At 25.0% G+C, this 14,518-nt stretch carries 12 protein-coding genes and 2 CRISPR repeat arrays; all 12 genes read left to right on the top strand.

The genetic code is table 11. The annotated features are described in order from the left end of the window. Positions 1-186: 186 nt before the first annotated feature. A complete protein-coding gene (locus tag HW276_RS05180) occupies positions 187-618 on the top strand; it encodes a MarR family winged helix-turn-helix transcriptional regulator (RefSeq protein WP_178937675.1) in 432 nt (143 codons plus the stop codon). A 79-nt stretch (positions 619-697) separates the two neighbouring features. After that, positions 698-1,255, top strand: coding sequence for an NADPH-dependent FMN reductase (locus HW276_RS05175; RefSeq protein ID WP_178937674.1), 558 nt, complete (start codon positions 698-700; stop codon positions 1,253-1,255). Positions 1,256-1,356: 101 nt separating this feature from the next. Then, positions 1,357-2,817: direct repeats of the CRISPR family, unit length 29 nt; unit sequence ATTTACAATACAAAATGTTCCTATTAAAT. Between the two features lie 613 nt (positions 2,818-3,430). Continuing rightward, positions 3,431-3,832 carry a methyltransferase gene (locus HW276_RS11760; protein WP_255460338.1) on the top strand — a complete coding sequence of 134 codons (402 nt, stop codon included), beginning with the start codon at positions 3,431-3,433 and terminating at the stop codon, positions 3,830-3,832. Beyond that, positions 3,829-4,548: a hypothetical protein gene (locus HW276_RS05165; RefSeq protein WP_178937673.1), complete on the top strand. Its 720-nt coding sequence runs from the start codon at positions 3,829-3,831 to the stop codon at positions 4,546-4,548. Before HW276_RS11760 ends, HW276_RS05165 begins: the two co-directional genes overlap by 4 nt. Positions 4,549-4,731: 183 nt before the next feature. Next, complete coding sequence (gene cas4, locus HW276_RS05160; RefSeq protein ID WP_178937672.1) at positions 4,732-5,220, top strand: CRISPR-associated protein Cas4; 489 nt, start codon at positions 4,732-4,734, stop codon at positions 5,218-5,220. A gap of 193 nt (positions 5,221-5,413) precedes the next feature. Then, positions 5,414-6,406 (top strand): type I-B CRISPR-associated endonuclease Cas1b, encoded by a 993-nt coding sequence (cas1b, locus tag HW276_RS05155; protein WP_178937671.1) that lies wholly within the window; start codon positions 5,414-5,416, stop codon positions 6,404-6,406. Position 6,407: 1 nt separating this feature from the next. Further along, a complete protein-coding gene (cas2, locus tag HW276_RS05150; RefSeq protein WP_178937670.1) occupies positions 6,408-6,686 on the top strand; it encodes a CRISPR-associated endonuclease Cas2 in 279 nt (92 codons plus the stop codon). Between the two features lie 196 nt (positions 6,687-6,882). Beyond that, positions 6,883-8,926: direct repeats of the CRISPR family, unit length 29 nt; unit sequence ATTTAATAGAAACATTTTGTATTGTAAAT. Positions 8,927-10,030: 1,104 nt separating this feature from the next. Continuing rightward, positions 10,031-10,162, top strand: coding sequence for a hypothetical protein (locus tag HW276_RS11755; RefSeq protein ID WP_255460334.1), 132 nt, complete (start codon positions 10,031-10,033; stop codon positions 10,160-10,162). A 31-nt stretch (positions 10,163-10,193) separates the two neighbouring features. Then, positions 10,194-10,976, top strand: a complete 783-nt coding sequence (gene cas6 / locus HW276_RS05145) for a CRISPR-associated endoribonuclease Cas6 (protein WP_178937669.1) — start codon at positions 10,194-10,196, stop codon at positions 10,974-10,976. 17 nt (positions 10,977-10,993) lie between these two features. Continuing rightward, complete coding sequence (locus tag HW276_RS05140) at positions 10,994-12,781, top strand: Cas8a1 family CRISPR/Cas system-associated protein (RefSeq protein WP_178937668.1); 1,788 nt, start codon at positions 10,994-10,996, stop codon at positions 12,779-12,781. A gap of 3 nt (positions 12,782-12,784) precedes the next feature. Continuing rightward, positions 12,785-13,681 carry a type I-B CRISPR-associated protein Cas7/Cst2/DevR gene (gene cas7i / locus HW276_RS05135; protein WP_178937667.1) on the top strand — a complete coding sequence of 299 codons (897 nt, stop codon included), beginning with the start codon at positions 12,785-12,787 and terminating at the stop codon, positions 13,679-13,681. 68 nt (positions 13,682-13,749) lie between these two features. Then, entirely contained in the window at positions 13,750-14,502 is a 753-nt protein-coding gene (gene cas5b, locus HW276_RS05130; RefSeq protein ID WP_146961099.1) for a type I-B CRISPR-associated protein Cas5b, read from the top strand. Positions 14,503-14,518 lie beyond the last annotated feature (16 nt).

Below are 14,518 nucleotides of genomic sequence, written 5' to 3'. Positions count from 1 at the left end.
CTTCAGAATATTGTATAGTAAAATGGGAAAAAATTCAAGGTTTAAATGAATTTTCGCTTATAATATTGAATATAATAATTTATAGATAAAATATTTTAAAATAAAAATAAAATTCACTTGACAATATCACTAATTAGTTATAAAATAAATTGTTACTAATTAGTGATAAATTAGGAGGAGAAAACTATGAATACTGACTGGGAAAGGAATTCAGATATCCATTTGCAGATTGTATTGCAGAGGGCTGTGAAAAAAATTGATGGTAAAATTGGAAAGGATTTTCGGGAAAAAGGTATTACAAGTTCGCAGTTTAGCGTTTTAGATGTACTTTATACTAAAGGTGAGATGCGTATTTGTGAATTGATTGAAAAGGTGCTTTCTACTTCGGGGAATATGACGGTTGTTGTGAAAAATATGGAGCAAAAAGGCTGGTTATACCGAAAATCTTGTCCGAAAGATAAACGTGCATTTTTGGTAGGGCTGACAGATGAAGGGAAAAAATTATTTGAGAATCTTTTACCAGAGCATCGTAAGGAAATAGAGGAAACTTACGGGATTCTTTCAGATGAGGAAAGGCGAGAGTTAATTAGAATTTTGAAAAAATTTAAAGATATTTAGAATTAATAACTTAATGGAAAAGTGAAAGTAGTTCGTTATAAAAAGAGTATAAAAAAAATAAAAATTGGAGGAAAATAAAATGTCAAAAAAAACAGTATTATTAATCGTAGGATCATTTAGAAAAAATTCATTTAATCAAACAGTTGCAGATTATATTGCGGAGGAATTGAAAAAAGATGTGAATGTGGAATTCTTAAATTATAGAGATGTGCCATTATTGGAGCAAGATACAGAATTTCCAGCACCTCAATCAATTAAAGATGTTCGTGAACAAGTTGGAAAAGTAGATGCTGTGTGGGTAGTTTCGCCAGAATATAACGGTTCTTACCCAGCTGTATTAAAAAATTTATTGGATTGGCTATCTCGTCCATTAGTGGCTTTTGATAGGGAAACACCAACAGTAATAGCAGGAAAACCAGTAACTGTAAGTAGTATCGCAGGTTCAACTGAAGGAAAATTTGTAAGACAAAATCTTTCAACATTATTTTCATATATCCGTATGAATCCAATGGAAGGAACTGGAACAGGTTTAATCGCACCAGCAGAAGCATGGGAAACAGGAATATTGAACTTAACTGATGAGCATAAAGAAGCCTTGAAAAAACAAGTAAAAGAATTTTTGGAATTTATTAAATAGACTTGAATTTTAAGAAAATTAAATATTCAAATTTAGAAATTAAAATTAATAGAAAACTCCACTATGAAATGAATGGAGTTTTTTTGTTTTCTTTATTTTAAATTTATAATACAAAATGTTTCTATTAGATATCAAATTCTAAAATACCTCTATTTATCTTATCTCGATTTACAATACAAAATGTTTCTATTAAATGACAATACAAAAAAATAAATGTTACAGAACTTTACGAATTTACAATACAAAATGTTCCTATTAAATAATACAGCAAACTCAGCAAGGCTCAAAGCTATATGGATTTACAATACAAAATGTTCCTATTAAATAGGAATAACAGTTGTTTGTATTTTATTGTTTATATAATTTACAATACAAAATGTTCCTATTAAATGTGGTCTGCTTCTATTACGTGTACTTTAAATGGTACATTTACAATACAAAATGTTCCTATTAAATGAAGTTAAATGTAGTAGCTTTCTTAACTACAAATGCATTTACAATACAAAATGTTCCTATTAAATTCGGATTTTTTTTAAATTCCTCTGCTGTTGTAACTGTATTTACAATACAAAATGTTCCTATTAAATTAGAAGATTTCTACATCGAAGAAGAATCTGAAGATTATTTACAATACAAAATGTTCCTATTAAATCAATCAATCAAGGAAAGTTTGGAAGTAACTAAAAAATTTACAATACAAAATGTTCCTATTAAATCTAAAATATTCAATTAAAATTGCAAATAAATTAAGAGATTTACAATACAAAATGTTCCTATTAAATCAAGATATAATTGAAATTGCTGACATGGCAGAGCAAAATTTACAATACAAAATGTTCCTATTAAATACATAAATGAAACAGATACTAGCTTATCTGAGATGAATTTACAATACAAAATGTTCCTATTAAATTTTTCTTTCGGAATGTATTCTAACGTAGATATTACAATTTACAATACAAAATGTTCCTATTAAATACATAAATGAAACAGATACTAGCTTATCTGAGATGAATTTACAATACAAAATGTTCCTATTAAATGATGAAAATGGTATGTTTATTTTAGATACAATAAATATTTACAATACAAAATGTTCCTATTAAATGATTAAGTTAGGGCATTGCAACCGTGCCATATTTAATTTACAATACAAAATGTTCCTATTAAATTGCATCAGATGAATTTAAAAAAATAGAAGAATAGAGATTTACAATACAAAATGTTCCTATTAAATCTTAAAAAATAAAATGGTTGCAATGTATGATAAGACATTTACAATACAAAATGTTCCTATTAAATCGTTCAAAATTATTTGATACCCACTCTTATTAACTGCATTTACAATACAAAATGTTCCTATTAAATAGCAATCAATAAATGTTAGTGCTAACAAAATATAAATTTACAATACAAAATGTTCCTATTAAATCATAAGCACCATTTCTACATCTTACATCAAATGTTATTTACAATACAAAATGTTCCTATTAAATTATAAAATCTTAGTCCAAATATGAACGCAATATTTGGATTTACAATACAAAATGTTCCTATTAAATCTTATCTTCCTCAAACTACCTATATAGTATACCATTTTTCCTCATTTTTGTCGATACCAATATTTATATATATTTTTATCAAGAATTTCTTTTTATCTTTTTATAAAGCAATCAAAAAAACCAATAAAAATCGATATTACAAGAAATCTGTCGGTGTTCCAACTTTTTAGTGTTATTACAGGTCGACAGATTTTGTTTAAAAGAAGTTTGAAGTTTTATTATCTTCGATTTCCTAAAATTCTTTTTTTAGTTATTTTTCTTGGCCTAATTTAAAAATTATTAAAAAATCTTGTTTTTGAAGATAAATTTTCCTGACTTTATATTTAATTTTTTAATAATAATGGTGTTACCTAGTCTTGAAATAATAAGTTTTGAATATTTATTAAATATCTTTTAATTTTAAAATATGTTTTTTATATGGTATAATTAAAATATAGAAATATGAGTTTTAAAGAGTATGTTTCACTTAAATAAAATAAAAATTGTTGTTGAAAAATAAGATTTTAGAAAAGATGCTAGAAAAGAGGTGAGAAATAATAAGTTTTTGATGGAAAGTATCAGTATCTTATTGAATAAATAAAATTTTGAAAAGAAGTTGGATGAGGAGAGCAGTATGAAAGATATTTATAATATAAGTTCTGTTGAAGATTTGAAAAAAGAATTTAAAATATTTAAAGAAGCTAAAGAGAATGTTGCGAAGATTTTAAATAAAAAAAAAGTAACTGCACGTTCTTGGAAAATTTTGTATGAAAAATATATTTTACCAAAGGTACAGGAGGATATGTATTTTAAAGATGAAATTTCAAAATATATTTTTTATCTTGTAGAATTGAATGGGAAATTACAGATGGATTTTTTAGAGGTGTCTTATGATCTTTATACTAATGAAAAAAAAGCTAACAAATGGTATAAACAAATTGTAAAAAAAATACATCCTGATATTTGTAGACACCCTAAAGCAGCAGAAGCAATGCAATCGTTAGAAAATTTATACAAAGGGATGACTAGAAAATGAAATATGAAATTAGTAAAAGTTTAATAAAACTTGATGAATTAGAATATATTATAAGAGAAATTAATTATGGAGAATTGAATAAAACATGGGTTAATTCTATTGAAAATGCTTGGATTAGAGGTGCTTTTCTTGATAAGAGAGGAATAGTTTGGATTAAATATCAATATTTACCTAAATTAGCACGTATAAAAAAAGAATTGGTAAATTATTATCTTGCTTTGATAGGTCTTCCTGTTTCAGATTATATATCAGGAACTGATTTTGTCAATCTTATATCCGTTGTTTTTAATGCTACTCCGACATTTAGAAAAAGGGATTATATTAGATATTCTGAGAAGTTGTATTGTTTTATTAGAGATTCAAATAAAGCTGAAGTATTAAGAGCAAGATATTATGAAAATATTGAAGATCAAAGAAAAAAATTGAAAAAACGAAGAATAAAAAAATACAATATAACAGTTGATGAATTAACTCGAAAACCATTAAATTTAAAGACTGCAGAATTTTCACATATCCGAAGTGTTGCTATTTATCCAGATTTACAGCTAGAAGAAGATAACGGACTTATTATAAATAAAGAAACTCATGACATTATTACAAAAAATAATATTCAGGATGAAGAAGATTTAGTTAGATTATGTGTACAAAAAAGATGGGAAACTGGATGGTTTGTGTATTATAAAAAAATAATTGAAAAAGATCTTGAAAATATTTGAAAAATTAAAAAAAATTATAATAAATATAAGAGAAAACTACAACAATATTGACAATAGAAAAAATAACCTAGATCATACAGAGCTCTACCCCCACATATCTCAGCAACAATATTGACAATAGAAAAAATAACGGTATACTTTTAATAAATAATATAAAAGATTAGTAAACGAAGGTGATACAAAATGAAAATAACAGGATTAATGATAAACTATTATTTTGTTTGCAAACGAAAGTTGTGGTATAACTCACGAAATATTAATCTTGAAGAAGACAATGAAAATGTTCAAATGGGGAAATTGATTGATGAAAATAGTTATAACTTGGAAACGAAACAAATAATGATAGAAGAAACTGTAAATATCGATTTTATTAGGCATTGGAAAGTTATTCATGAGGTTAAAAAAAGTAAATCTATTGAAGAAGCAGCTATTTGGCAAGTAAAGTATTATATTTATTTTTTAAAGCAGAGAGGAATTGATATTGAAAAAGGAATCATTGATTATCCTGTGGTTAAAGAGCGTAAAGAGGTGTTTTTGACATCAGAAGATGAAAAAATATTAAAGGATATTTTAAAAGATATTGAAAAAATTTGTTTAGATGAAAAAATTCCTCCTGTAATTAATGAAAAAATGTGTAAACAATGTTCCTATTATGAGTTTTGCTATATTTGATAATTCTTTAAAAATAAAATTTATTTAAAAATATTTTTAAAATTGTTTAAAGACATATATAAATTGCTTAAGATTATAAGTTATTGCAATATTATTAACAATATTTTTAGTATTTGGCTATATAAAAATTACTTAAAATTATAAGTCACCAAAAAAATCAAATTATAAATATTAGTGGAAAGGAGGATTCATAATGTCAGAAAGTTATTTCATTTTTTCAAATGGAGAATTAAAACGAAAAGATAATGTTATTAGAATTACTGCAGCGGATGGAAGATTTAAAGATATAAAAATTGAAGTTACTCGTGATATTTATCTATTTGGAGAAATTTCATTGAATACAAAAGCTCTAAATTATTTGGCGCAAAATAAGATTCCAGTTCATATTTTTAATTACTATGGCTTTTATACAGGAACATTTTATCCAAAAGAATCAAATGTTTCTGGAAAACTTTTTGTAAAACAAGTTGAAAATTATACGGATAATAAAAAAAGAATTGAATTGGCACAATTAATAATTGATGCAGCAAGTACAAACATTTTGCGAAATTTGAGATATTATCAAGAGCGTGGAAAAGAATTGGAATCAGAAATAACAGATATTAAAGCACTTAGAAAAGGGATTTTTCGAACAGAAAATGTTGAAGAATTAATGGGAATAGAAGGAAGTATTCGCCGTATTTACTATACTGCATGGAATACTATTGTGAATCAAGAAATAAATTTTGAAAAAAGAGTAAAAAGACCGCCTGATAATATGATTAATACAATGATTTCTTTTTTGAATACATTGGTTTATACAGCTTGTTTGTCAGAAATTTATGTGAGCCAACTGAATCCAACAATAAGTTATTTACATAGCGTTGGTGAAAGGAGATTTTCTTTATCACTTGATATTTCCGAAGTGTTTAAACCACTTCTAGCAGATAGAATTATTTTTTCATTATTGAATAAAAAAATGATAACAGAAAAAGATTTTGTAAAAGATTCAAACTATTTCTACATGAAAAAAAATGCTCAAAAATTAATTTTGAAAACTTTTAACGAAAGATTAGAAACAACGATAAAACACAGAGATTTGAATCGAAAAGTTTCTTATCGTCATTTAATGAGGTTGGAAGCATACAAATTAGTAAAACATTTATTAGAAGATAAAAAATATGAAGGATTCAAAATATGGTGGTAATATGTATATAATTTTAGTTTATGATATTCTTTCTGATGAAAATGGAGCCAGAATTTCCAGAAATATATTTAAAACTTGTAAAAAATATTTAACAAATGTTCAAAAATCAGTATTTGAAGGCGAAATAACACCAGTATTATTAAAAAAATTAAATATAGAACTAGGAAAATTTATTCGCAAAGATAAGGACTCCCTAATAATTTTTAAATCTCGTCAAGAAAAATGGTTAGAAAAAGAATTTTGGGGGATCGAAGATGATAAAACTTCAAATTTCTTTTAAACAAAATCTGTCGACCTGTAATAACACTAAAAAGCTAATACATCGACAGATTTTCGGTAATATCGATTTTTATTGGATTTTTTGATTGTTTTATAAAAATATAAAAAGAAATTCTTTATAAAAATATATAAAAATATTGGTATCGACAAAAATGAGGAAAAGTGGTATACTATATTGGTAGTTTGAGGAAGATAAGATTTAATAGAAACATTTTGTATTGTAAATCCTGCTGGAATTCTGTTTTCAATTTTTTTAATTGTTATTTAATAGAAACATTTTGTATTGTAAATACTCAAGTCTAATATTTAAATTATCAAAATAGTTTTATTTAATAGAAACATTTTGTATTGTAAATTAAATTTAGTATGCACATCCATAAGGGATTTAGTCAATTTAATAGAAACATTTTGTATTGTAAATATAAGACTACACGAACAGCAAAATGCTATATCAGTTATTTAATAGAAACATTTTGTATTGTAAATTTTTATAATCATACTGTTATAAGATTGAAATACTTTAATTTAATAGAAACATTTTGTATTGTAAATTTTAATGCTTCTGCACTTTTTTTACCAAATACATTGATTTAATAGAAACATTTTGTATTGTAAATATTCTTTCATTTGTGTTAAAGTTTTTCTTAGCATGTATTTAATAGAAACATTTTGTATTGTAAATAAAAAAAAAGACTCTCCCTTATTCGGGGAGAGTTAAATTTAATAGAAACATTTTGTATTGTAAATAGTAAACAGTTTTGTACCTAATTCTGGAAAGGCTTATTTAATAGAAACATTTTGTATTGTAAATCCACTTCCTTATCTATTTTATACCTATTTTGGATATAATTTAATAGAAACATTTTGTATTGTAAATATATACACTCCATAAGCCATTCGTTGAGCCATTTTTATTTAATAGAAACATTTTGTATTGTAAATTAGTTTGCATTAGAGAATTAAAAACTAAACTGATTCATTTAATAGAAACATTTTGTATTGTAAATAAAAAACAGACTAAAAAAACTGAAAAGAAAGTTAGATTTAATAGAAACATTTTGTATTGTAAATACCTAATGTCTTTTTAATTTCGTTACCGTTTTCTTCATTTAATAGAAACATTTTGTATTGTAAATCTCTATGAGTGCATACTACATTATTCCAGACCCATCAATTTAATAGAAACATTTTGTATTGTAAATGAAATTAAAAAGACATTAGGTTGGATACTTCCAGAATTTAATAGAAACATTTTGTATTGTAAATTACTTATAGGGATGACTTATTTGTAATTGTTACAATATTTAATAGAAACATTTTGTATTGTAAATATCTTTTTTATAATTCAATTTTTAATTTATATACTTATTTAATAGAAACATTTTGTATTGTAAATATTTCTTTTGATGGCTCATCACGGTATTTTAATAAAATTTAATAGAAACATTTTGTATTGTAAATTTTAAAAATTTGTTTAAAATGGCAGAACCTTCAACATTTAATAGAAACATTTTGTATTGTAAATTAATTTTTCTTTATTTTCTTTAATAGTTTTATAAATATTTAATAGAAACATTTTGTATTGTAAATTTATCTTTTATTTACAAAAAAATTATACAAAAGTTGATTTAATAGAAACATTTTGTATTGTAAATTTTGAAATATAACTAGCTGTCTGCACTTTATATTTAATTTAATAGAAACATTTTGTATTGTAAATTTAAGTCCGGTTTTTGGATTTTTCGGTGAGGCTTTATTTAATAGAAACATTTTGTATTGTAAATGACTACTCAAAAGGATTTGATGACTGGAATTAGTGCATTTAATAGGAACATTTTGTATTGTAAATGTTATTATTCCATTTTCCAAGTCAATATTCCCCAATATTTAATAGGAACATTTTGTATTGTAAATGACTACTCAAAAGGATTTGATGACTGGAATTAGTGCATTTAATAGGAACATTTTGTATTGTAAATTTCAGAAATATGGAAAGCAAGCTGAAAGACAGAATCATTTAATAGGAACATTTTGTATTGTAAATAGCGAAATGTGTTTTTAATTTTGCAGTAAAATATTAATTTAATAGGAACATTTTGTATTGTAAATACGATAGAGCTATTTACAGTACCAATATTAAAAGTATATTTAATAGGAACATTTTGTATTGTAAATCTAAAAAAGATTTTAAAAGATTTTCCTAGTGAAATTGATTTAATAGGAACATTTTGTATTGTAAATGCCTTTCGTTCAAGTAAACAGGCTCTAAATGAAAAGTCCTGACTTTTAATATTAAAGTATAGTATACTTATATCAAGAAAGGAGTTGAAAAGGTTGTAATGGCAAAGAAAAATAAAAAAATGCTGGAAATAAAAGAAGTAACAATTACAATCAACTTGTTTATTTTCAGCATTATAATAAAGTTTTCCAAATAGAAAACAGGTTTGAGGGATAGTCACCCTCCACCCACAACCATTATAACATAAAAATATGAAAAAAGAAATAAAAATCGGGAAATCAAAAATAAGTTTTGAAATCAGAAAAACGACCTTAAAAGAAAAAATATCAGCTTTGATTGTAATTTTAATTATCGTACTGCTGATATACATATTTAAAAAATAAAATTTAGAGGAAATAAAAATGATGAAAAAATTAAATTATTGGAATATGAAAGAATATGAGTCAGAATGAAGATAAAAAAGCGTGTGAGGATGCTTGGGATAAAGATATTGAATTGAGAGAGTTGACGAGTATGGAAGAGTTTATAATGAAGCTGATACATACATTGCAGATGTAATGTATCAAGAAAGTTCAGAATATTAAAAATAACAGTTTTAAATTTAAAAAATTGAAAAATAAAGGGCAGACCAAAAATCTTTTTCTTTATTATCAATTTCAATTTTAATTTTTAGAACTCTAAGATCTTGAATTTTCAATTCTTTAAGTTCTGAGATTTTAATTTCTCTTAAATTTTCAATATTTTTTTATATAAATTTTTGATTTTTATTTCTTTTATTTTGCTCCATTGGGTTTTAAGAATAATTGTGCAAAATATCTCACAGATTGTTAAAAATCGCTTGCGTAATTTACACATAATACATAAGCGATTAATGGAAGTGTTGTATTTATTGCAATTTACAAAAACAAACATAATATATTGTAAAGCTGTGATTAGCAAATGCACTCGCTAAATCAATTTCAGATTTAATAGAAACATTTTTTTTAATATATTTTTGTAACAAATGTTTGACATCTATCATTATTCATTTAAAAAATAAATAACTGATATTGACAAATTTAAAGTGTGGGTTATACTAATATTAATACAAAAAAGGAATTCTAAAAATGAGATTTGGAAATACAAAAATAAAATTTAAATTTAGAATTGGTTGGAAGGAAGCAACTAGAAAAGAAAAGTTTTATGGGATTTTAACTTGGATTGTCATTTTGATTGCAGTGATATATTTTTTTAGATAGTTGTAAATTAATAAAAAAGGGTGAATGAAATATGAGATTTAGAATTAATGTTGAATTAATTGAAGGAAACACATTTCCAGTTAATTTTAGGGTTAAAATTTTGCATATGTTGAAAGTTGGGTTGAAAGAATATGATAGGGAGATTTTTGAAGAACTTTTTGACTCAACGAAGCAAAAAAATTATACTTGGGCTGTTTATTTTCATGCGATTAAGTTTGAGAAAGAACGAATTTTATTTTTAAATGAGAATGATAAAAGATTTATAATTAATTTTTCTATTTTTGATAATGTAGATAGCTTAAATATTTATAATGCTTTTTCTAGTATTAGATTTAAAGAATTTAAAATATCAGATGAAACTAAAGTTAGAATTACTAATATTTCAGTTGTTCAAAGAAAATTTGTAAAAAATAATGTGTTGAATGTGAAAACATTGTCACCAGTGGTTTGTAGGGATCATAATAGAGAAACTGGGAAAGATAAGTATTATGTGGGTACTGATAAGGAATTTCCTGTGATTATAAAAAGAAATCTTTATTTGAGATTGAAAGAAATAATGGGGGAATATGTAGAAAAAGATATTGAAGATTTAGTGATAGATGCGAGTAAAACTAAAAAAGTAGTTGTTAAGCATTATGACAAAAGAAGTGCTGCTCAGAAGGAAAGTTCAGAAAAAGAATTTAAGGGAATACTTATTGATGCTTCAGTAGGAACAATAAAATTTGAAGGGAAAAGTTATCTTTTAGATTATATTTATAGTGCAGGACTTGGAAGTGTGACTGGAAGTGGATTTGGGATGCTTGAAATAATTTAGTGTGAGAAGGAAGAGAAATGAGTGACGGGAAAATAGAATTAAAATTAAAAGATTGGGCATATAACGCAGGGTTATTGGGATTTATTAATATACTTGAAACATCGGATGGAGAAGAAAAAGTAAGAAAATTTATTGATGATCAAAATAGATGTTTAAAATTTTCAAAAGAAGAATTGTTGGAACTTTTAGAAGATTTTGAATATAAATATTTTGATTTTTTTATAAAAAGATATGGGAAAACTTTAACTTATGGGAAAATTTTAGAGTTTGAGGAGTATATTGATAATTTTGAAAATGAGAATCGAAAGATTGAAGAAATTGAAGAATTGAAAAGAATAAACGAAAAAATTGGGTTTTTTAAAGAAAAATTAAAATCAAATAGTTATAAAGCGGCGTATGATTTTATAAAAAAAGATGGTAAAAGTGAGATTGAAAAACTTGAAAAAGCGTTGAAGAAAGTAAAAGAACCGAAGAAAAATGAAGAAATAAGCGATAGCATAAATCAAGATATAAAAGATAATTTTAAAATTATGAAGGAAATTATTAATTTTTTTAAATTAAAGATTTCAAATAAAAGAGGTTATAGCAAAAATTATTTGGCTGCAAAAAATATTGCGTATATTTTAGTAAATAATGCTTGGAATAGTGTTTCATTTTTGAATAGAGGAAATGCTGCTAAAGATATTTATGAAGAATATAAATCATATTTTGTTGATACTGCGAAAGAATATATTGAAATGGATAAATCAAAATTTAAATATAAATGTGCAGTTACAAATATGCTGATGAAAGATTTTAAAAATACTTTAGGATTTTTGAATAATACAGGATTTGATGTGAATAGGAAACCTTCGCATGTTTGGAATTTTGTAAATGATATTGCAGTTACTCCGTTGGCTATATTAATTTATTCGTGTGTTCCAGCAGGATTTGTGTATGGAGCAAGTAAGGGAATGTTTGTTAATGCTAATCACAGTATAGAACAGTTGGAGAGTATTAATAATGGTATGGCTAGTGAAATTTATAATGAAAATTTTAATGAAAAGAATATTAGTTTGTATAAAAATTTATTGAGAGAAATGCAAAAGAGAACGAATGAATCTAAATATGAATTATCTGATATACAGGTTGTTAAGTATGAAAATGAAACATATAGATTTACTTTACTGTCAAAAAATATTTTGCAGTTGTTAAATAAAAATAAGTTAAGATTGGATAGATTGCTAGATAAATGGTATATTTTAGATAGAAGATATTTTTATTTATATGATGTTACAATTTCGGAATTATTAAATAATGAAAATTTGTTTTCTTTAATTAATAAATTGTGTCATTATAAAATTTCTAAAGTTAAAAGAAATTATAATTTAAGAAATCTTGAGGATTTGTTGCTGGTGAATCTTGAATATATTAGGAGGTTGAAAGAAATGGAGAAGGCTGAAAAAGAAGTCAAGAATAAAAAAGTTTCGCAAGAATTGGAAGAAAAGGATGTTTATTCTATTAGAAGAGATGGGATAGAATTTAGAAAAGCGTATCTTGGAAAAAGTGGAAACGATAAGAAATTAGGAAGTTTGTTATATAGATTACAAAATTCATTGAGAATAAAAGATGTGAATATGTTTATGGATACTTTGATTTCAGGACATTCTTATGCAGGAAGAAATGTTCACTATTTATTTGGGAAAATTTTTACTGATGATGAAAATTTTCAAACATTGGGTCATGCTTTTTTGATAGGACTTTTGGGTGAAGATAAATTTGAAAAAACAGGTGAAGAAAAAAATACGACAAAGGGAGATGAATAAATCATGGATAAAAAAGGATTGACATTTACAGCGATTTTTTTAGCGGAAAGTGCGAATTATGGTGAAGGAATTGGAAATGTTGCTACATTGAAGAAAATATCGAGAAATAGAGGAGAACAGTATACATATATTTCGAGACAGGCTATTAGATATAATATTGTTGAACAATTGGGTGAAAATAAAGCGAATGTGAAAGCTGAAGGTAGTGGAGATAAAAAAGTTGTTCAGTTTTCTGCAGAAACTACGATAAAAGATTATCCAGAATTGGATTTTTTTGGGTATATGAAAACTGTTAAAGGTGATAATTCTAAAAATAGATCAGCGATAGTGAGACTTTCTAACGCAGTTTCGTTGGAAACATTTAAGGGAGATTTGGAATTTTTGACTAATAAAGGATTAGTGGATAGAATTGATAGAAATGAAAAGGTTTTTCCGAATATTGCACAGGCGGAAATTCATAAGTCGTATTATAAATATACTGTTACGATTGATTTAGACAAAATAGGTATTGATGAATTGGATGAAATTGAAATAAAAAAAGAAGAAAAAGCTAGAAGAGTAAATAAATTATTGGATACAATTTCATTACTTTATAGAGATATTCGTGGAAGAAGAGAAGACCTAAAGCCATTATTTATAATTGGTGGAGTTTATGATATAAAAAATCCATTTTTTGAAAATGTGGTTGATGTGAGAAATAATAAAATTTTGGTTGAAAAATTGACAAGTGGAATTTATGATTTTATTGAAAATGATACGGCTATTGGAATTGTGAAAGAACAATTTGAAAATGATACAGAAATTGAAACAGAATTAGCTAAAAGAAATATCAAAGTTTTAAATGTTCCAGAATTTTTTAAACAGTTGAAAAATAAAATTGGCGAATATTATACAAAATAGGAAAAAAGGAGGGAAAGTGTTTGAAATTTTAAAAAATAAATTAAAATTGTCATGCACTAAAAATCTTTATGAAAGCAATAAAATTAAGACTATATCAAAATATGGCAAATTACAAAGTTGCAACCAGTTTTCAGCTAAAAGAAACTTATCCTCTTCCTCCTTATTCGACAGTTATCGGTATGGTTCATTCGCTTTGTGATTTTAAAGAGTATCATCCAATGAAAATAAGTATTAGTGGAAATTATTTTTCAAAAGTGAATGATTTATACACAAGATATGAGTTTAAAAATGGGAATTCTTTTGAAAAAGGAAGACATCAGATTGATGTGAATGGATTGGGTGTGAATAGAGGAGTTGCAACAGCAGAATTATTAGTGGATGTAAATTTAATAATTCATATTATTCCAGAAAATCAATCTGAAGAATTTTTAAATTTAATTTTTGAGGCTTTTAAATATCCTAGAGAGTATCCAAGTTTGGGGAGAAGAGAGGATATTGTTGTAATTGATGAAGTTAAAATTGTAGAAATTGAAAAAAAGGAATTGGAAGAGGATATTGAGCTTAAAAAGGATATTTTTGCATATATTCCAGTAAATTTTATTTCTAATTCTTCAGTAGAAGTAGGAAATTCAAGAATCTTCGGAACAAGATATGAATTAACTAAAAATTATGTTTCTGAAAATATTGGAAATAAGAAATCACCTAAAATGGTAAGAATTTGGAATAAGGAAGAAGTAATTTATTCTTCAAATATTACGGCTTTAGAAGGAGAAATAGTTCCTGTTGATGAAGAAAATGATGTTGTATTTTGTGAAATGTGATTTAAATGTCAGAAGA

The sequence above is a fragment of the Leptotrichia sp. oral taxon 417 genome, assembly GCF_013394865.1.
Classification (GTDB): Bacteria; Fusobacteriota; Fusobacteriia; order Fusobacteriales; family Leptotrichiaceae; genus Leptotrichia; species Leptotrichia wadei_A.
The sequence above is the reverse complement of the archived record's forward strand: the minus strand, read 5'-3'. Positions and strand labels throughout refer to the sequence as shown.